Here is an 18,881-nt window from a genome sequence, read left to right as displayed (position 1 = left end):
CTAGCATTAGGGTGATATTTTATAGTTTATTTTAAAAATAAATTAAGCTTTTTGTTAATTGCATGATAAATTTTCTTCGGTCAAATTGCCTCCTTTCCAAACTCCACTTTTCAAAGAGCCATTGACAAATTGAAATACTCCTTTCCCCTCACATTTCTCGTTCTTGAAATTACCTCTATATTCATTACCATTTTTCCATTTTAATCTTCCTAGACCGTTACGTTTATCCTCTACGTACTCACCTATATAATATTGGTAAGAGCTAGCTTTAGTGAGAAATGAATATCTTCCACAACCATTACGTTTATCGTTTTTAAATTCCCCATCATATCTATCACCATTTTTAAATAATAATATTCCCTTGCCAGTTAATTTATTATCCTGATCGAAAGAGCCATAAAATTTAGCACCATTTTTAAACTCTCTATTTGATTGGTCTGGTAATGGTGGTAAAGATAATAAAGATATTTCAGTATCGCAAGGTAGTTGAATAAAGTTTTCGCTTGTTTTGGTACGTAACAGAATTAAAGAAGCTAACACAAACATTATAAGTATTCCTGTCCCTACTCCAGTTACAACTAAAACTCTTCCACGAGATGGCAATTTCCAAGACATTGTTGGCTTTGATAGTGCTGGAAATATAGAGCTTAGTGATTGCAAAGCCTCGTTTGCTGTTTGGTATCGCTCGCTAAATTTGTAACGTACCATTTTAGTTAAAACATCAGCCAGTTTATTGCTAACATTTATCTGGTTTCGCCAAATTATTTCTCCATTGGTAGGGTCTTCTTGGAAGTCTTTAGGTAATTTGCCTGTCAAAGCTTGGATACCAATCACTCCCACTGCATAGATATCACTACATAGTCTTGGCTTGGATTTAGCTTGTTCATTTGGCATATAACCATTTGAGCCAATGGCAATAGTCGAAGTAACATGACCTTGAGTATTCGCACTCAAATCTTTAATTTCTTTAACTGCACCAAAGTCAATCAATACAATTTTGCCATCATGCCGACGACGCATCAAATTTTGGGGCTTAATATCACGGTGAATAATATTCTCCTGATGAACTATAGCTAAAACTTGAAGAATTTCTTGTAATAGTTTGACAACTTCAGGTTCACTCCATTGGCTACCAGGTATTATCTCTGCGCTTAAGTCATACCCGTCGATAAATTCTTGCACCAAATAAAACTCGCCATTTTCCTCAAAATGAGCAAATAACTTAGGTATTTGGTTGCTAATGTTCCCTAAACGATATAAAGTTTCGGCTTCACTGTCAAATAGTCGCCTAGCAACTTGCAATACTTCTGGTTCAGATGTTTTAGGCTTGAGTTGTTTCACGACACACCTGGGATGGCTAGGCAAATCTATATCTTCAGCGATATAGGTATCACCAAACGAACCACTTCCTAAAAACTGTACAATTTTATAGCGGTTACGAAGGATTATGTCTTTCACTATTTATAGTGTTTTACAGCGTATCTTGGTTGTATTGTAATAACTTTTACCAAACTTGGGATGGATGTATTTTCACTCTTCTATCTTTAAAGTTAAATTTTCTCCTTCACAACTAAACTTTGCCTTTGTATACTGAGTTCCACTTGGCGCATACATAAAATTTAATGTGTAAAACTTGACTTTATCGATTATGTCTTTTTTGTCTCTATCAAAAAACAAAGGGTTCTCGATATAATCAAAATCACTAGGGTAAATAATCTTCCTTTCTACTAAACCATCATTCCCTTTCCATTGTTTATTTCGATAATTCGTTTTCTCTTTATTTAGCTCACTACTGCCATCTAAATATTTATCTATATCCTCCTGTTTCCAGGGTTCAGTATAACTTTGTTTCAAGGCGTTATATAAATTTGTATATCGACTATCTTCAATATACGCATGTAGTCTTATAAAAGTTTTTTTGGTATAAAAAGAAGGGACTATCGGTCTTTCATTAGTAAGATTGAACCAACCTTTAGTTTCTTCTACATCGTTTGGTGCGATATACGACACTGCAAAGGTTATAAATTTATTACAATCGCTTGTTAATTGTAATCTACTGTAGATTAAATTACCTGTTTTTTCATCTTTCTCAAGCAGCTTAATAACCTCTTTTTTATGAGATTCTAATCTTTCTATATATTTCAGTTTTTCCGCAGAATTAGTTGCTAGCTGCGATTTTAATATCTCTGTTTGTTGAGTCTGATTATTGTTATACCAAGTAACTGCTGCGGTTACAATTCCTACTACTGCTGATATTATTGCTACCTGTATTGTAGGCTCTTGCCACCAACGTTTTGATTTATTTGAGTCTGGTTCTGGATCGGTATTTCTTAAATTTACATTAAGATTGACTGGATTTGAATTTGGATTGAGATTGACTGGTATTGAACTTATATTGGAATTGACTGGATTTGAATTTGAACTAGGACTAACAGAATTGACTGGATTTGAATTTGGTTTAGGATTAACGAAACCTGAATAATTTGTCGCTTCAAGCTCGTAAACTTGGATATTAGTAACCTCAATATTTAGCTGTCCTAAAACAATATTACTGCCATTTTTCAATGGGAGTTCCTCACCATAAACAAGGTCTTGCCCGTCTACTTTGGTAGTATTCTTAGGGGACAAACTCTTAATAAAAAACTTTTGTTGCTGTTCATCAAAATAGATTTCCGCGTGTTGACCTGATACACTAATGTCCTCCAAATACAGGTTACATGACGGTTTCTCACGGCCAATTCTAATAACAGCACCATTAAGATTATCTCTAGTTGCTTCTTGTTTAGAAATCTTTTTATTTATTAAATTGCCATTGTAGTTCCATTGGAAAGCGATGACCCATTGTTGTGAAGTAAGTGCGTTCATGATTTTGTTATTGTAGTTTTTATAGGTATTTACAACTTTGCACAGTGTTATTCATGAAAATCCTTCTTTTAAGAATGGAATACCCTACACCCCATCCCTTACACTGTGTTCACGGCTCTTGTACTTGATTAGTTGACTGCGAATCATTCGCTTTCAGCCATAGCTGAATCATTTCCACCACAACTTGACTCATCTTCAGCCCACGTAAAGCGCAAGCTGCATGAAATTGCTTCTTAATATCATCTGGGATACTAATGTGCATAGCCTTTAACCTGAGTATGTACAAAACTACAAATGCACAAAACTTGATTCCAGATTGATATTAACAGTATTCAGTAGATTTACGATAATAGTTAAGCTTAAGAAAATATAAACTCTTTGGCTAAAGATTTACAGTCTGTTTACTACCCTTTAATTTTAGAGTTTAGCGATGACCTCCGGCCGGTCATAGACAATCAGCTACGCTATGAGCGCTTTGTACCATTGCACATCGCCTGAACCTGCCGACATTTATCTGGCAAGTAATTGAATGACCGCAGATGCTTCACCTCAACCGTCACTTCGGCCACCCCACCCAATTTCTCACGGTGCAACTGAAGTCATAAGCGGCAACGACTATGCACTAAGTTAATGAGAAAACTCGCATAAGAGCAAGTACAAAGCTGGCAGATGGTTGTGCAACGCCTCTTAGTTTAGTTTTACGCTCAAGGTGCGGCACTAGAACCAACTGTAGTAGCTAAACACTTGAGACTACAGGAGTTTGCATCTGCGGCATTGTTCCCAAAGCAGCCAGTTATCAAGAGAAGCACAAGCTGCTGGTAAAAAATTAAAAGCGATCGCCCCAGATTGACAGATGCGATCGCCTGACATTGCCAGATGTGATTGCTTTACAATTACTCCAAATGGACATTCTCAAAGAAAAAATGAAGCAAGATGACCGTTATACACTGGCCACTGGGGAATTAGGCGCACATCGGCTTTCAATCCTCAACAAAGTTCATAAACCCTACACTGAGTTCTTATTGCAGCGAGTTGGACTTGAAGCAGGAATGGTGGTAGCTGACATTGGTTGCGGCACAGGGAATGTTTCTAACTGGCTGGCTCAACAAGTTGGCGATAATGGCTCGGTCTTTGGTGTAGATATCAGTGCTGAACAATTAGAGCAAGCAAGAAAGAATGCTAAAGTTGAGGGTTTAAGCAATGTTACATTTTCTCTTGGTAGTGCCTATGCTACAGGATTACCATTAGAATCTTTTGACTTGGTTTACTGCCGCTTTTTGCTAATGCACCTAACTCAGCCTACCGATGCACTAAACCAAATGCAATCGCTCCTTAAGCCTGGGGGAATATTAGTTTGCGAAGAAGCAGACTTTAGCTGCACCTTTTGTGATCCGCCGTCAAGAGCTTATGAGCGTTGTTTTGAGCTTTTTATGACTATCAGCGACATTCGCGGTCAGCATTTTCGTCTCGGAGCAACTTTATACCGATTTTTCATGGATGTTGGATTAGCTAACTCAGAAGTTTGTTTGTTTCAACCCGTCGTATTGCATCAGGATAACAAGCGTCTAATCGATTTGTCATTGTTCGAGGCAGTTGATGCTCTTATCGAAGCTGGAATAACAACCCCACAGGAGATTGACCAGACAATTACCCAAATTAGAGCGTTAGCGGCTGATGAAAAAACAGTGTTTGGTATCCCTCGTGTCACACAAGTCTGGGCAAGAAAATAAATAGTATTGATTATCAATTCCTAACTTCGAGTTGATAAATCTTCATTGATGGGTGTTCATTCATCATCCGCCAGTAGTAGCTCTGGGATGGTGGCATTATCCTACCACCGTAGTGGTACAGAAAAATTGGCTTACCCCGGTGCATGGCTTTTTGAAGTCTTTGCTTTAAACTGAAGTCGAGCGCGATGGCGTAGCCCGCCGCAGGCATCGCTGTTATGCCAGATGATATGTGACTTACCAGAGTACTCAGCATTGAGCAAACTCGCAATCTCTATTTTATTACTTTGTTAACGCTCGTCAACTATACAGATTACCAATGCCTAAGATGCAGGAGTGGTTCAACATCACCATACGGCAGTTTCAGCTATGGCAATATTTAGTTAATAATAAAGACTTATGAAAATATTAGCAATTAGACTCAAACCTAATGAAGATTTAAGACAATCTCTAAAAAACTTTGCTATAGAGCAAAATATTCAAGCAGGATTTATTTTAAGTGGTATCGGCAGTTTAAAACAAGCGGCAATTCGCTTTGCTAATCAAGATAAAAGTACAACCTTTGATGAAAAATTTGAAATTTTAGCTCTCAATGGAACTTTATCGAATGAAGGGATACATCTGCATATTGCTCTAGCAGATCAACAAGGTAAGACTATTGGTGGTCATCTTGTCGATGGATGTATAATTTATACTACTGCGGAAATAGTTATTGGCACTACGCAAGAGTTTTGCTTTGGAAGAAGCTTTGATGAGCAAACTGGGTATCAAGAATTAGATATTCAATATCTTCCACTTTGTCCTTAATTTGGCTGCTATGACAATACTGAAGTTATGGCCTTAATCCTTACGAAATCACATCTGCTCTATAGTTGCCCTTGAACAATTTTTGTCCATTTAGTACGGTTGTGATGATTAGGGATTGGTTAATGTAAAAAAGCTAGCACCTGCAAGCGCGATCGAATGACGTTTTATCAAAACTCATTCATATCATTGACCTGTTTCACGAAAATGCCTTGACCTGGGGTTAGTAAATTATCTGGATCGTAACGTCGCTTTGCACTTACCAAATTTCCCCAAACTCGACCAAAATGCTGCTGCCAATCCTTTTTGGAAAAGGGAATAACATCTACGGGATATTTGTAACCACCCAAGTCACGGTTTTGCTCAAATAGTTTGCGATTATCAGACAGCATCCGTGTAACTACAGCATCTTCTGGTGGTGCTGCTGTTCGCAAAATAGAAAACAGAAACACAATCTCTTCTGTAGGAACCCGGAACAAGGGTAGATGAAAACGGTTGGTCTTGACTGGATACAGCAGAATTGGGCCTTGACCTGTATCAGCTAGTGTTAAGTTGGCAGCGACTTCACCAACAAAACTGTTAACTGCGCTACTAGATACAAACAAATCTAACCAGGGATGAGGATAAGACCAAACACCAATAGATTTGAGGAAGGCAACTGTAGGAGCTAAACGATTGAGGAAATCAAAATAAGTTTTGTCTTCTATTTGTTGTGTACCTGGAGTATAGTTTAAGCCTTCAAGTAAAGCGCTGTTATCGGGAATGTTTGGTGGGCTGTAAAAGCTAGCGGCTTCTAAAAGATAACGCCATCCCCCAGTATCTTTTGCAATTAACTGACCTTCTACATAGTTAAAACGCTGATCATTGATTAGTAAGCGTTGGTCACGAGTAAATGTGGCTAAATCGTCATAATATAATTCAAATACACGCACATTAGTAGCAGCATGAATTAGTTTCACAGTGGCTTGAACAATAATTCCGCATTGACCTAGCCCTGCCAGTACAGATTCCCATAGATGGCTGTTTTCTAGAGGTGAACATGTTTCCAACTGACCAGCACCAGTCACCACTTTGAGTTCTAAAACATTATCAACTTGTACGCCATAACGATGAGTTGCACCACCGATACCCCCTACCGATAAAGTTCCACCAATCGAAAGTTCTATATAATCTGTGAGAACAGGTGGCGTTAATCCTTGCGCTAGAGTCTGTTGCAATAACTGACTCCACAACACTCCTGCATCTACAACAGCACGGTCTGTACCCACAAAATGAATCTTGTTGAGCGTACTCATGTTAATCACAATGCCCGCTTCTACTTGTGATTGTCCGTAAGTAGAATGACCCTGACCTCGTGCTGCTACTTTAATTTGATGAGTGCGTGCAAATCGAATAATTTGCACAATATCTTCAATTGACTCTGGGTGAAGTACTGCTATTGGCCGACGATGTATTATGTTACCGAAGTCAACACTAGCACTAGCCACAGTTTCACTATCGGTATAAAGCTTACCATCTAGTGGCGGGATGCTTTCAAAAATGGATGAGGCATCGGCAGATGTTACCCAACCACGCCCAACAACATCAAACCCAATCACAACAGCAGTGACAACTAAACCCTGCAAGACTTGGCGGCGTGAAGTATTTTGATTCATGAGTTTCTACTTGAAACATGAATTTTTACAATATACAATCATTGGGTTACTAGCATAGTTAAATACTAGTGTGGTAAAACTTACTAGAGAAGACGACTCTCTAAATTAGCCAAGTAACCCTTGGGGTCTCGGCGAAATCGATACTGTTCAATTCTGGCTTTGTGGTGTTTTTGCAATTGAGAGCGTAATTCGAGCCAAGTAACGATATCAACTTGTGCTAAATCAGATGCGGTAAAAGAACGAAGTTTAGTAGCAATGGCACAAGCAAGTTTGACAGAGCCACGAATAACAAGGGATGAGGGAGCAACCTTACGACCAGTACAACGACGTTGATGATGACGTAGCATACCAAAAGCGTGTTCTAAGTCATTATTAGTTCTAGGAAAATCTTCAATTTCGTAACAATGAAAAAGTCCAGACCAGTAGTTATTGGTGGTTTTTATAAAGTTATCGATTGCGGTGTTCAATGTGCCAGCTTTCTGCTTTTGTTGGGACATTTGAGTTAACAGTTGCTGATAACTTTGTTTGACACCAGCAGCATCAAGACCTATTTTATTATTGAGAATATTACTAGCTTTATCAACCCACCCATATGCAACCCTCACAGGTGAAAATAAAGATGCAGTCGCAGATAATCCCTTAGCTAGAAGGTGTTTTAGATTGACTAAAGGTGGTGGTAAAGCACTTCTTTTTTCCATCCGTTCTAAGCTTTGTTCTATCAAAGTCAAATTTTCTTGTAACTTTAACCCTGATGCTTCTAAGGGTGGATGACCATCATTGGTTATAGAACTACGGACTGCCGAGCAATAATCTTCAATAATAGTCACCAAATCCTGATCTTCATTGGTAACACTACGTTCAATTTCTCGTAATCCTCTAACTTTTTTTTTTCAATTCCTTTTTTGCATGTCTATCCGCCTCATATATGGGTTTAATAGCTTCTTTCAGGTAATGGTAATGACATAAACCATGAGCAATACTAGGTAATGCTAACCCAACAGCTTTGCGAATTGATTGTTGCCCATCACTAACAACTCCATCAATTGGTACATTTAGGCTATTAGTTACTTCTAGTAATAGCGTCACTAAATCTTCATTTCTTGATGATAATAAGGTTTTAGCAAGTAAGATTTCTCCAGATAAGCAATCTCGAATTACCCATAATACCTCATGTCCAATTTCTGGCTGCATCCCGTCGATCGCTAATATTACCCGTCCTTGATTAGCCATTATGGCTTTTAACCTAGTGTGGTCTTTTAACCATAAAGAAAGTAACTCGTCATATCTGTCAATTAAGTGCGTGACCGTTCGTTGACTTATACATATACCTTTTAATTCAAGGTGAGCGTGTATTTGGGGAACGCTTCTATGTTCCTGATAGCGTAATGCTCCTATATAAGCAATCACATCCAAACCAAATTCGTTTTGTGGTAGAGCTAAAGAACCTTCTTGCTCTGGTCGATACACTTTTTTGTACAAGAAACATGACTTATTTTGACATCGACGAATTTTTAGCTGTAATTCTACTACCCCATTTAACGTTCTTATATGTCGAGGATTATTGTATTCATTCCACATTGCTTGACCGCACGATGGGCATTTTTTTTGAATACAATCGAGTACTTTAAACGATGTTGCCTCTGGTTTTAGACTTTTTCTTGCCAAGTTTTTGCGCCATTATTTCGCTACAAGGTCAAGATTACAGCATTTCCGCTCTTCTCTAGTAAGTTTTACCACGCTAGGTTAAATACTGTTACAGCTTTTACACGAGAATGCTTGTTTCTCTGAGTGGGATTGAGCCAACATTTTCACATCCTTCGATCAAAGACAAGGCTTGGGAGCTTTGGATCGTTCCATAATTCTCTGCACTACATCTATACATTTGTCTACTCGCGGGTCGTTTCCTAGATATCTCTGGGCGATCGCTGCGTTGTCTGGGTTTAACTCCACTGTGGTTAAATGCGCTTTTTCGTCCATGCCATCAAAAATCCAAGCAGATCCTAGTCCTGTTCCTGTACCAATTTCTAAAAACCTTCCTCCTGGTTTTGAGGCTACAAAGGTGCGTAAAAAAGTGCGCCAGTCAATTGATCACAGCCATTGATAAAGCGAATAGCTTTCGTATCGCGGAGGATATCTGCTGTCTGTGAAGGAGGTATCAGGCGTTCCCAATCGTTCATGATTCTGCCTTACCAATTTCTGTAGCTTCTGGAATTTCAATCAATTTTCCAGTTTTTACATCATAGACGTAGCCGTAAATCGGAATCTCTCGTGGTACTAATGGGTGTAAGCGAATACGCTTCACATCTATAATAAACACTTTGAGATAAGTCCCCAATAGTCAACCAATCAATAAATTCAGCTTCATTTGATCCTCCTCCAAAACCTATATCATGCCAACCCGTTTCATTTAATTGGGCAGTTTGCAAACTATTAGCCAATAAGTTTCTCATGATTTGGTCGGTGAAGGTTTCCATACCGCAATTAGTGTGATGGATTACGAACCATTCACGAGTACCTAGTAATTTGTAAGAAATTATTAAAGAGCGAATAGCATCATCACTGGCACGTCCACCAGCATTACGAATCACATGAGCATCACCTTCAGCTAATCCGGCAAATTTGGCTGGATCAAGTCGCACATCCATACAGGTGAGAATGGCAAACCGACGTGCAGGAGGTATGAGTAATTCGCCTTTACTACCAAAGTTTTCAGCATAAGTACGATTAACCGATAAAACTTCTTCTAAAATTTGGCTCATGTTTGTTAATTCAGGGTAATTTAACAAGATTTGTAGAGTTTATGAACAGTGAGATTTACCTTGCCATCATCAAACTACGAATTAACTCATCAACAGGGTATTGCGTTGGTGCGAGTTTTTCCATCATTCTCTATGGATTTTCTTGTTGATATTTATCTCAATAGCTCCTGGTATAGTTTTTGCCACTTTTATAGACACTAGTAAAAAACTTAGTTTTGCAAAACTAAATCATATAGTGCGGTATTTTGGTAGACTAATCGTAGTTTATTTAAGTTACTTAATAAATGACAAGTTAATCAAGTATGAATGAGTATAATAAATCACTATATTTACCTCAGATAAGCGATCGCTTCTCCTCCAAAATTTCCTCTCTCCAAGACGTTACGCGAACGCAATAAATTTCCCAAAAACTCACGCAGCTTTTTCCTTTCGATTTAACATCTGCAATCACCAAACCAGCCTTTGACCAAAACAATTCGCAGTAACGCAAGTAGAGGGTATGGGAAAAAGCGAATTGGAGATGACGTTACGCCTCACTTACAAGCCTACGCGAGGATGAACAGCATGGTTTCTTTGCCAAATTGGTATTTTGATGAATCGAAGATGGCAGGTGTTGATTTTGAAGATCCAGCACAAGCTGAATCGTTTGATCTCAAGCAGCCATCAAGTACGCCTGAAAAAGAGCAAGCCTTGGTGTCTCGGCTGGGTATTAAATCAGGGCAAATCGTGATTGATTTAGGAGCAGGAACCGGAACATTTGCAATTCAAGCGTCACTGACCGGAGCATCAATTCATGCAGTTGATATTTCTCAAGCGATGCTGACTTATGCTCGAAATAAAGCTCACAAAGCGGGTGCAACGAACATCCAGTTTCACCGATCTGGTTTTTTGACCTATAAACACTGCGATCATTTAGCAGATTTGGTTGTAACTAAAGCAGCGTTGCACATCCTGCCGGATTTTTGGAAGATGGTGGCATTTTTGAGAATTGCATCAATGCTCAAACCCAGTGGGCGTTTCTTTTTGAGAGATGTGATTTTTTCGTTTCCGCCTGCTGAACACGAAGCCGCGCTCCAAGCTTGGATCGAACTTGCAGCCAAACCTGAAGGTCAAGGGTGGACAAAGCAAGATTATGAGATGCACATTCGGGAGGAACACAGCACCTTTGCCTGGATTATCGAAGGAATGCTAAAACAGGCAGGGTTCCAGATTGTGGAAATGAACCATGTTTCCCCTGTGCTTGCTGAGTATTTGTGTGAAAAGTTATGGTGAAGGGATTTTGATGAGCCATACCAATTTACGAAAAACCTGATACAAATAAAGCATTCAACATAAATCCGTAGCCTGTAATAGAAGCAACAATTGATGTGGTTAACTGGTCAAGACGTTGGCAGATAACTGCTCTTAATTCATCTAAATTATCAAAACATTATATTTGCAAGCATTAGTTGATTTAGCCCTTATTAAATGGCTTGCTAGACTTTGATATCTATCAACCAATACTGTTTTGCTGTATCTGCTGAACTCGATTCAGTAATCGCTTGAGGATATTCATTGCCGTTCTTTGTAACACTAATAAGACTCAGATCACACTTCAATCAGCATACATCAGTTAAACTAAATTTTTATACCAATATTTAGTAAATAGTTACGTAAGGAATTAAGCTATGCCAATGAGGAGAAGCGATCGCAGGGATTCTAATGATGACAATGCCATTAACCACCCACGCTCACGGCAGAAAGATCCAATTTCTCCTCACGAACTTAAACAGTTGTTGATGACTGTACGCGCCCAACGTGATGAGTGGCAGCAAAAAGCTCAAGAAAATGAAGTAGCTACAACTCAACTAGTTCATGTTCAACAAGAGATTCAAACTTATCAAGTCAAGTTAACTCAATTAGAAGAACTTGCTGCCCAAAACTATCAGTTATACGTTAGTGAACAACAAAATTATCAACAAACGCTTTGCTTGTACAACGAGGAACAAGCCAGAAACACCGAGTTACTCACCAAATATGAGCAAGCTAACTCCGAGCTAGAAAGGTATTTAACTTTATATAGTGAGGCAAAAGCAGAACTCAAGTATGAGCGACGTTCCAAAGCTAGTATTAAAGGATGGGAAACCCGTCGCAAAGCTGAAAATGAACGGCTGAAGCGTGAAATTGCTGATATGGTTGTTCTGTTACGTGAATCTATGTCCAGTAAGGATGAGGCAGTCAATAACCTCTACGTTGTCGCTGAACGTTTAGATCGGATTCAGTCTTTAGTTGATTCAGTGGAAGAAGAAACAACAAATAGTCCTATAGGCTTGGTGCAGAAGTTTAAACGCATTTGGCTGGCAATCAAAGAAATACTTTCAGAATAATAAAATCTCATGGGTAAAAAACTATTATCAACTAATCCTAGCGAAGGCAAGACCAAGCTGGGAGATCAAATCCGTAACATTGCAGACCGCCTCAAACATGAAAGCCAAGTGCAAATACAAGCGACTTCACGAATTTTAGGAGCTGCTGCCCAAATTAGTGAAAATCATGAACGGCTGATCAATGAAGTAGTCGAGATGGTTGAGGAAGACCTTAACAACGAAACTGATATGTCTCAAAGGCAAAGCTACACAGTCGAAATCCTCAAGCAGAAATATAAAACGTTACGAGATGCCAAGGCTCACTTTAACTTAAAAGCCAATAGTTGGGAGGCACTTGTTAACCAATTAAATACTTTACCTTTGCAATCATCCTTAGCTGAAGATAGCCCAGAGCTAAATCAGAGATTGAATGGTAAACAAGGTAATGATTATACAAAAGTTGAAAGAGTGGCTGTTGTTCTAGAACCTGATGTTTATCAGATGTTTCCGACTTCAGAAGCAGTTAACGAAGCTTTGCGTTTTCTAATTAGAATTACAAGTAAAAATCTTAGTTCATAACAAGCGAGACTCTATTTTGCATGGATCTGTCAATGTGAAAGCTCAAAAAGAAGGAAAAATGCCATGAAATCTTTGCTAGAAATGCTTTTCAAAGGTTTCAAGTTGTCTGAAGGTGCTTGCATTTTTGTTTGGAGGGCTGGAGCATATATAATACAGGAATTTCAGAATCAATAGCTATTCTTAAAGTTAAGACTTAGATACAAATGTAGCTCATGTATTGCTGTTTGAAGCAAGATGCTTATAATATCGAGTTTGAAGGCAGTTCTAATATGTATTTCAGTAACCGCTCTGTTTAACCTCTGATTGCCACTAGGCGTTGATCACATTCCTAATCGTCAACAATTACTTCACCGTCAAAGTCTGTTTAACCTCTGATTGCCACTAGGCGTTGATCACATCAGTTTTTTTAGAGAGTTGCCACTAGGTAAACCTGTTTAACCTCTGATTGCCACTAGGCGTTGATCACATATCTAGGCTGGTAAGTTCTTTTTGGTAAACTTGGCTGTTTAACCTCTGATTGCCACTAGGCGTTGATCACGAGGGGCAAGGCGTTGAGTTTTATCCTTTCTCAGACATGACCAAACCTTTGATGCCACTGGGCGTTGATCACGAGTCATGGTGTTACGAGGTGCGCCACGCTATAAACTGACCAAACCTTTGATGCCACTAGGCGTTGATCACTGGGCAGATGGCGATCGCATAACTGGTTTCAAGTCCTGACCAAACCTTTGATGCCACTAGGCGTTGATCACCCTGTTACAAGGCAATATAGAGCATTTTTTTATGGGCTGACCAAACCTTTGATGCCAGTAGGCGTTGATCACTAGGGTCTAGATAGAACGACACTACAGAATACTGATCTGACCAAACCTTTGATGCCAGTAGGCGTTGATCACTATCAACTGGATGCGTTGGATGCGATCGCTCATGAACTGACCAAACCTTTGATGCCAGTAGGCGTTGATCACCCAGCAGCGATTATTACAGAAACCGTACTACAACCCTGACTAAACCTTTGATGCCACTAGGCGTTAATCACATTCAGTAAGCTTACACACTTCATAATATTTAAAATAGTTAAATCTTAAGGAAGATAAATTATTTCTCTGACAGATGATTGTACCAAGCTTATAGAAAGTTTTTATGGTAATAATATGGATATTCACCTTAACCTAAGATGCCGTAAGGCGTTGATCACTTTTACGGTCTTAAGGCTGGATAGTTATCAGTGTTATAGAGCAGTTGGGACTAAGATAACCCGATCTGCTCCGAACCTATGATGCCGATAGGCGTTGAGCATAAAAGTGTAAATTACTTGACATAAAATTAAAATTTTGTTATTCATTAATTAATTCAGATGTTTTAAGGTCTTAAACAAGTCTGAAAAAACTACCACTTAACAAGAGTACTTCTCAAAAGATTACGTATTATCGGTTTACTACCTTAGATGCCGCAAGGTTTTGAAAAGATTGAATATTTTTATGATTTAGGAGCATCCTAAAATGGTTGCATCTGTGAATTTTTTTGCATCTCAAGATGCAGGTAATGAGCTTGAGCCTTTTGTTGAACTAACTTTTCCAGTTAGAGGAAAGTATCTTCCTGCGGATCATAACTATGGGCTTTATGCTGCGTGCATTCACCTTATTCCAGAGCTACGACAGCAAAAATACATGAGCATTTTGACAATTCCTGGTTTTCCAGATAAGCAAGGAAAGATACTTCTGACTGAGAAATCTTGTTTTAGGGTTCGCGTACAAATTCCTCAAATTTCCTTAATTTATCAACTAGCAGGAAAGTCTATTCGTATAGGAATACATGAAATTCAGATTGGTATTCCACAAATCTTTATGCTTCAACCAGCTAAAAAGCTCAAGTCTAGAATTGTTGTTATTAAAGGATATAGCGAACCAAAATCATTTTTATTAGCCGCACAACGTCAACTTAACAGCTTAGGGATATCAGGCGAGATTTATATCCCTACAGATAAAAACGGTGAACCATATCGGAAAACACTTAAAGTTAAACGGTATACCATTGTAGGTTTTACTACGGAGATTTCAGGATTAAATGATGAGGATTCTATAAAATTACAACAATTGGGTATTGGTGGCAAAAGACACCTTGGTTGTGGATACTTCCAACCTAGCGGTGGAGGTGGAAATGTTTAAGGTGTTATTAGCTAAATCCTTTTCAATGGAGGAGAAAAACAACGATAAAGCACGGGGTTCTGCCAAGTATACAGGTCATATTAGCTTTGTCATGCAAGCCGCCGATATTTTGGTTGATAAGTTGGGTCAATCTATCCTTCAACAGTTAGGGCTAAAAAATGTTAGTCTGGATTACTTTGCAAAAACAGTTAAATTAGGTGCATATTTGCATGATTGGGGTAAAGCAAATCAACATTTTCAAGAGATGGTTTATTTAAAAACCATTAATCCTAAAACATTAGATCAAAAATACCTTAAGTTCCGCAAAGATTTATTAAAACTATCAAACGATCATTCAAACAGGCAAATGCTGCGTCATGAAGTCATTAGCGGTATTTTAGCCTTACAGGTAGTGACATTTAGAGAATGGCTAGAACAATGTCAAAATGCCGATTTAATGATTGCGATTTGGGCAGCAATAGGACATCATCTTAAAATAGGTGTCAATGGAAATAATCAAGTTGCCGAATTTATAGCCGAAATTCTTTCAGGTACAGGAGATGAATTAAAAATATATACTCATCATTCAGATTTCCAAGCGGTCTTGAAAATGGGTCATCAAACTTTAGGATTACCTAAAGAACTACCGAAAGTACCTCAAGAAATATGGTCTAAACAAGAGTTACAAAAAGCTTTAATAAATCTACGCAGTGAATTTATTAAATTTGAATCGCAACTAGACTGGGAGCAACAAAAATTTATTGCTGCGGTAAAGGCAACAGTAATTGCAGCAGATTTAGCTGGTTCTGCATTACCTTTAGCTGAGGAAGACTTTAAAGTATGGATTGAACAGGTATTAACCTTGCAACTTTCAAAAGAGGATTTCCAGAAATTAGTTAACCAACGGCTAAAAGGTCAGAAATTACGCCCATTTCAAGAGTCAATTGCTAAGTCGGAGCGTCGAGTAACAGTTGTTAAAGCAGGTTGTGGAACAGGTAAAACAATTGGTGCTTATGCTTGGGGTAAAAAATGGGCTGTTGGACGTAAATTATTTTTTTCCTATCCAACTACAGGTACAGCTTCTCAAGGATATATTGACTATGTAGATGGTACAGAGATTGAAGCAACCTTGATGCACTCCCGTGCTGATTTGGATCGAGAGCTACTATTTTCTGGGGAATCGGATGATTCTGAGGGTATTAATGCTCGGCTCATGGCCTTTCAAGCATGGCGAAAAAAATTAATTGTTTGTACAGTTGATTCTGTATTAGGAATTATTCAAAATAATCGTAAACCACTTTACTCTTGGGCAGCGATCGCTCAATCAGCTTTTGTATTTGATGAAGTTCACGCATACGATTCCCGGCTTTTTGGTACATTATTGAAATTTATCAAAGCGTTTCGTGGTGCGCCTATACTCTTAATGAGCGCTAGTTTTACTCCCGAACAATTAGAAGCTATCCGTCAAGTCCTTGCAGAAGAAGGGGAAGCATTAGATGAACCCATCGAAGGCCCAAAGGAACTAGAGGAACTGAAGCGCTATGACATTAAATATATTCGTGAAGTCATTAACTTTGATGAATTACAGGAAATTTGGCAACCTACAATTGAAGCTCTCTCAAATAAGCAGAAAGTTTTATGGGTGACTAATTCTGTAAAAAGCTGTATTGATATCTACCGCACAGCAAAAGTTAAGCTTACTGAGAATTTACCAGAATTAGACATTAAACCATTAATCTATCACAGTCGTTATCGCTATAAAGATAGGCTTAAAAAGCATCAAGCAGTCATTGATGCTTTTCAAACAAATGAACCAGTCTTGGCTATCACTACACAAGTCTGTGAAATGTCTCTGGATTTAAGTGCAGATTTACTTATATCTGCAATGGCTCCCGCCGCGTCTTTAATTCAACGCATGGGAAGATTAAACCGTAGGATGGCTAGACCCGAACAAGGTTCAAAGTTGGCAATTATTTACCCTTGGCATAATAAGCAACCCTATGATAAAGCAGAGCTTTCTACAGGGGAGCAATTAATTCAAGAATTTTCCCATAAAACAGGTATTTCTCAACGAGACTTAGCACAAGTAGCGGCTAGCCTTAATGTTGAGGAAGTTGAGCAAGTCAGATCAAGCTGGCTTGAAGATAACTGGTGTAATCGCCCAGATTTTTTACGTGAAGGTGGTTACACGATTACCGTGCTATTGGGAGAGGATGAAACCTCAATCTGGGCTATTGCCGAACAACACCAACAAGAATTACTCAAACAAGGTTTAAATGAATCTCGAATGAAATTGTTTCTAAAGGAAGCACAAGCTTGGTCAGTACCAATCAGAATTGATGCCAGATACAAATATTGGGAATGGCCGCGTAAAGGTTTTTATCCTGTTACTCCAGCAGGCATCATTAGTTACAGTGAAGAGGTAGGGGCAGAACAGTGAAATTAGAGTTTGATTTAAGTAATTCCAGTTTTACTTTGTTGCATTGCGCTGGTTTAGCAGGCTTATGGATGACTTTAAATCAATTAGGCAAAGAGAATGCGGTTTGTCCAGAAGGTCTACATTGGCAACTTAGTGATCGCAAAGTCATTTTAGACTGGGAAGGAAATGATAAAACTGTTTTGGAATGGTTATTAAAAGAATCATTTCAAATAAATGATGGATTAATCGCCCTTCGCGGTTTAGATTCACAAACTATGCGTAAAGATGCTCAAGTAATTGTACATCAAGGGATCTTGGGTACTTTTTTACAACACACTAGCACTCATAAATCAACCGGGACTAAAACCGAATCTTTATCATTAGGCGAAGGCGACAGAGAGATTCAGGTTACATATAAAAGCTTACAAAGCTATGCTTATCAAGATTTTGCTGATAACCTTTGTGATAAAAATGGAAATTTGTTGACAAAATCCATCAGCATTGCTGGATGGTTAAGCCCTGGTGCAGTAGTGCGTCATGTTGCTTTTAGTTCTGATACAAGCTTTGAAGAACCTCCAGAAAATGCCTTTGTCTTGTTATTTGCTCCTGTCGCTTGTTATTACTACATTCTTCGCTCAAAATTGCGAGATAAACGCGCACAATATGCACTTGTAGTTCCAGAAATTATAGATTTAGCTAAATATGCTCAATATCGTCAAAATCAACATTTAAGATATGCAACTTATAAAGATTTTCATGCTTCTAGCTTAGGTGATGCAGGGCTAAAGTTTTTAACTTTAGAATCTACAATCAATGTTGCTAAAGGTTTTGCTGTATCACGCTGCCAAGTTTTTACTTTAGGAACTGTTGCTTGGGCTACCCAGCAGAAAACTAGAACTGATATGTATCTGGTTGAAGCTAGTCAAGAGATATGCCAAAACTATCAAATTTGTAATGATTGGCTAAGAGATAAAACTGTAGAAAGTAAAAATGGTGGTTTTGTAGTAACTAGCTTTGCTAGAGAATTAATTGCTGAAAATCTGGCCAGAAACCAACCTTGGTATTCTAGTATTTCAGACAAAGTGAACAGTAATGAATTATTTAAACAATTGACTTACGAAAGAGGAGGGCTATATCAAGTGATTCAAAAAGTTAAATCAGATGAGCGCGAGAAACTGTTTGTTAAAGCTTGCCACGAAGCAATTAAGTTCACATATGGACAAATTTCTGAACAAGCAAATAGACGAAGAGAAGTTCCGAACTTTGAGCGAGAAACAGTACGTATCAGGACTGGATTAGGTCGATGTAAAAACTCGGATACATTTCGAGAATTTATTACTGATTTTTGGTCACGCGCCGGAAAAATACCAACTTTACAAGAACATTGGGAGGAACTAATGGAATTTGTCATGAATGAGAAAAACTGGAAGAAATCAAGAGATTTAGCTTTACTAGCATTAGCTAGTTATAAAGGTAAGGGTACTACAAACGATACTGATGAAGAACAAGTAGATGAAGATTTAATAGATATTGGCATTTAATATCTTAAGTAAATTAGGCTTTTGACTTTTTATATTTTAT

The 18,881-nt window shown here is 38.4% G+C and carries 17 protein-coding genes and 2 pseudogenes; 9 read left to right on the top strand and 10 right to left on the bottom strand.

Features of this window, described 5'->3' with window-relative positions:
* Positions 1-54: 54 nt before the first annotated feature.
* From NSMS1_RS31375 to NSMS1_RS31360, 4 genes and pseudogenes are all read right to left on the bottom strand, one after another.
* The gene (locus tag NSMS1_RS31375; protein ID WP_224095695.1) at positions 55-546 is read right to left on the bottom strand and encodes a hypothetical protein; all 492 of its coding nucleotides are present in this window, start codon (positions 544-546) and stop codon (positions 55-57) included.
* An 87-nt stretch (positions 547-633) separates the two neighbouring features.
* Positions 634-1,461 (bottom strand): annotated as a pseudogene (locus NSMS1_RS31370) (protein kinase domain-containing protein); the annotation flags it as partial.
* Between the two features lie 69 nt (positions 1,462-1,530).
* Entirely contained in the window at positions 1,531-2,865 is a 1,335-nt protein-coding gene (locus NSMS1_RS31365) for an FHA domain-containing protein (protein WP_224095662.1), read from the bottom strand.
* A gap of 109 nt (positions 2,866-2,974) precedes the next feature.
* Positions 2,975-3,127 carry a hypothetical protein gene (locus NSMS1_RS31360; protein ID WP_224095661.1) on the bottom strand — a complete coding sequence of 51 codons (153 nt, stop codon included), beginning with the start codon at positions 3,125-3,127 and terminating at the stop codon, positions 2,975-2,977.
* Between the two features lie 616 nt (positions 3,128-3,743).
* On the opposite strand from NSMS1_RS31360, the gene NSMS1_RS31355 reads away from it, so the two are divergent.
* Positions 3,744-4,595 carry a class I SAM-dependent methyltransferase gene (locus tag NSMS1_RS31355; RefSeq protein ID WP_224095660.1) on the top strand — a complete coding sequence of 284 codons (852 nt, stop codon included), beginning with the start codon at positions 3,744-3,746 and terminating at the stop codon, positions 4,593-4,595.
* 13 nt (positions 4,596-4,608) lie between these two features.
* On the opposite strand, the gene NSMS1_RS31350 is transcribed toward NSMS1_RS31355, so the two are convergent.
* A complete protein-coding gene (locus tag NSMS1_RS31350; protein ID WP_224095659.1) occupies positions 4,609-4,848 on the bottom strand; it encodes a hypothetical protein in 240 nt (79 codons plus the stop codon).
* Positions 4,849-4,991: 143 nt separating this feature from the next.
* Here NSMS1_RS31350 and NSMS1_RS31345 point away from each other — a divergent pair, with 143 nt between their 5' ends.
* Positions 4,992-5,399, top strand: coding sequence for a PPC domain-containing DNA-binding protein (locus NSMS1_RS31345; RefSeq protein ID WP_224095658.1), 408 nt, complete (start codon positions 4,992-4,994; stop codon positions 5,397-5,399).
* 167 nt (positions 5,400-5,566) lie between these two features.
* Here NSMS1_RS31345 and NSMS1_RS31340 read toward each other — a convergent pair whose 3' ends face one another.
* The 5 genes and pseudogenes from NSMS1_RS31340 to NSMS1_RS31325 all read right to left on the bottom strand — a co-directional run bounded on the left by NSMS1_RS31340 (position 5,567) and on the right by NSMS1_RS31325 (position 9,810).
* Positions 5,567-7,051: an FAD-binding protein gene (locus NSMS1_RS31340; RefSeq protein ID WP_224095657.1), complete on the bottom strand. Its 1,485-nt coding sequence runs from the start codon at positions 7,049-7,051 to the stop codon at positions 5,567-5,569.
* 83 nt (positions 7,052-7,134) lie between these two features.
* Positions 7,135-8,629, bottom strand: a protein-coding gene (locus tag NSMS1_RS31335) for a transposase (protein ID WP_224095446.1) whose coding sequence is annotated in 2 segments (ribosomal slippage) — positions 7,135-7,941 and positions 7,943-8,629 — 1,494 coding nt in all. Because the reading frame shifts where the segments join, the coding sequence is not laid out codon by codon here.
* Positions 8,630-8,872: 243 nt separating this feature from the next.
* Positions 8,873-9,028, bottom strand: coding sequence for a hypothetical protein (locus NSMS1_RS31330; protein ID WP_224095656.1), 156 nt, complete (start codon positions 9,026-9,028; stop codon positions 8,873-8,875).
* 74 nt (positions 9,029-9,102) lie between these two features.
* Entirely contained in the window at positions 9,103-9,228 is a 126-nt protein-coding gene (locus NSMS1_RS35225) for a hypothetical protein (protein WP_263432602.1), read from the bottom strand.
* Positions 9,225-9,810 (bottom strand): annotated as a pseudogene (locus NSMS1_RS31325) (beta-class carbonic anhydrase). Before NSMS1_RS31325 ends, NSMS1_RS35225 begins: the two are co-directional and overlap by 4 nt.
* A gap of 564 nt (positions 9,811-10,374) precedes the next feature.
* On the opposite strand from NSMS1_RS31325, the gene NSMS1_RS31320 reads away from it, so the two are divergent.
* From NSMS1_RS31320 to cas8a1, 7 genes are all read left to right on the top strand, one after another.
* Entirely contained in the window at positions 10,375-11,082 is a 708-nt protein-coding gene (locus tag NSMS1_RS31320; protein WP_224095655.1) for a class I SAM-dependent methyltransferase, read from the top strand.
* Positions 11,083-11,477: 395 nt separating this feature from the next.
* A complete protein-coding gene (locus tag NSMS1_RS31315) occupies positions 11,478-12,176 on the top strand; it encodes a hypothetical protein (protein WP_224095654.1) in 699 nt (232 codons plus the stop codon).
* Positions 12,177-12,185: 9 nt separating this feature from the next.
* Positions 12,186-12,734, top strand: coding sequence for a hypothetical protein (locus NSMS1_RS31310; RefSeq protein WP_224095653.1), 549 nt, complete (start codon positions 12,186-12,188; stop codon positions 12,732-12,734).
* A gap of 875 nt (positions 12,735-13,609) precedes the next feature.
* Positions 13,610-13,741, top strand: coding sequence for a hypothetical protein (locus NSMS1_RS35510; protein WP_411908703.1), 132 nt, complete (start codon positions 13,610-13,612; stop codon positions 13,739-13,741).
* A gap of 495 nt (positions 13,742-14,236) precedes the next feature.
* Positions 14,237-14,902 (top strand): type I-MYXAN CRISPR-associated protein Cas6/Cmx6, encoded by a 666-nt coding sequence (gene cas6 / locus NSMS1_RS31305; protein ID WP_224095652.1) that lies wholly within the window; start codon positions 14,237-14,239, stop codon positions 14,900-14,902.
* Positions 14,841-17,321, top strand: a complete 2,481-nt coding sequence (gene cas3 / locus NSMS1_RS31300; RefSeq protein ID WP_224095651.1) for a CRISPR-associated helicase Cas3' — start codon at positions 14,841-14,843, stop codon at positions 17,319-17,321. The genes cas6 and cas3 overlap by 62 nt, the downstream gene beginning before the upstream one ends.
* Entirely contained in the window at positions 17,318-18,841 is a 1,524-nt protein-coding gene (cas8a1, locus tag NSMS1_RS31295) for a type I-MYXAN CRISPR-associated Cas8a1/Cmx1 (RefSeq protein ID WP_224095650.1), read from the top strand. Before cas3 ends, cas8a1 begins: the two co-directional genes overlap by 4 nt.
* The last annotated feature ends 40 nt before the right edge of the window (positions 18,842-18,881 follow it).

The organism is Nostoc sp. MS1, from assembly GCF_019976755.1.
GTDB lineage: Bacteria > Cyanobacteriota > Cyanobacteriia > Cyanobacteriales > Nostocaceae > Trichormus.
The sequence above is the reverse complement of the archived record's forward strand: the minus strand, read 5'-3'. Positions and strand labels throughout refer to the sequence as shown.

Excerpts from the sequence above, each read along its gene's own strand:
- NSMS1_RS31375 (WP_224095695.1), bottom strand. The coding sequence starts at position 546 with ATGTTTGTGTTAGCTTCTTTAATTCTGTTACGTACCAAAACAAGCGAA.
- NSMS1_RS31365 (WP_224095662.1), bottom strand. The coding sequence starts at position 2,865 with ATGAACGCACTTACTTCACAACAATGGGTCATCGCTTTCCAATGGAAC.
- NSMS1_RS31360 (WP_224095661.1), bottom strand. The coding sequence starts at position 3,127 with ATGCACATTAGTATCCCAGATGATATTAAGAAGCAATTTCATGCAGCT.
- NSMS1_RS31350 (WP_224095659.1), bottom strand. The coding sequence starts at position 4,848 with ATGCTGAGTACTCTGGTAAGTCACATATCATCTGGCATAACAGCGATG.
- NSMS1_RS31345 (WP_224095658.1), top strand. The coding sequence starts at position 4,992 with ATGAAAATATTAGCAATTAGACTCAAACCTAATGAAGATTTAAGACAA.
- NSMS1_RS31340 (WP_224095657.1), bottom strand. The coding sequence starts at position 7,051 with ATGAATCAAAATACTTCACGCCGCCAAGTCTTGCAGGGTTTAGTTGTC.
- NSMS1_RS31330 (WP_224095656.1), bottom strand. The coding sequence starts at position 9,028 with ATGGACGAAAAAGCGCATTTAACCACAGTGGAGTTAAACCCAGACAAC.
- NSMS1_RS35225 (WP_263432602.1), bottom strand. The coding sequence starts at position 9,228 with ATGAACGATTGGGAACGCCTGATACCTCCTTCACAGACAGCAGATATC.
- NSMS1_RS31320 (WP_224095655.1), top strand. The coding sequence starts at position 10,375 with ATGGTTTCTTTGCCAAATTGGTATTTTGATGAATCGAAGATGGCAGGT.
- NSMS1_RS31315 (WP_224095654.1), top strand. The coding sequence starts at position 11,478 with ATGCCAATGAGGAGAAGCGATCGCAGGGATTCTAATGATGACAATGCC.
- NSMS1_RS31310 (WP_224095653.1), top strand. The coding sequence starts at position 12,186 with ATGGGTAAAAAACTATTATCAACTAATCCTAGCGAAGGCAAGACCAAG.
- NSMS1_RS35510 (WP_411908703.1), top strand. The coding sequence starts at position 13,610 with ATGCCAGTAGGCGTTGATCACTATCAACTGGATGCGTTGGATGCGATC.
- cas6 (WP_224095652.1), top strand. The coding sequence starts at position 14,237 with ATGGTTGCATCTGTGAATTTTTTTGCATCTCAAGATGCAGGTAATGAG.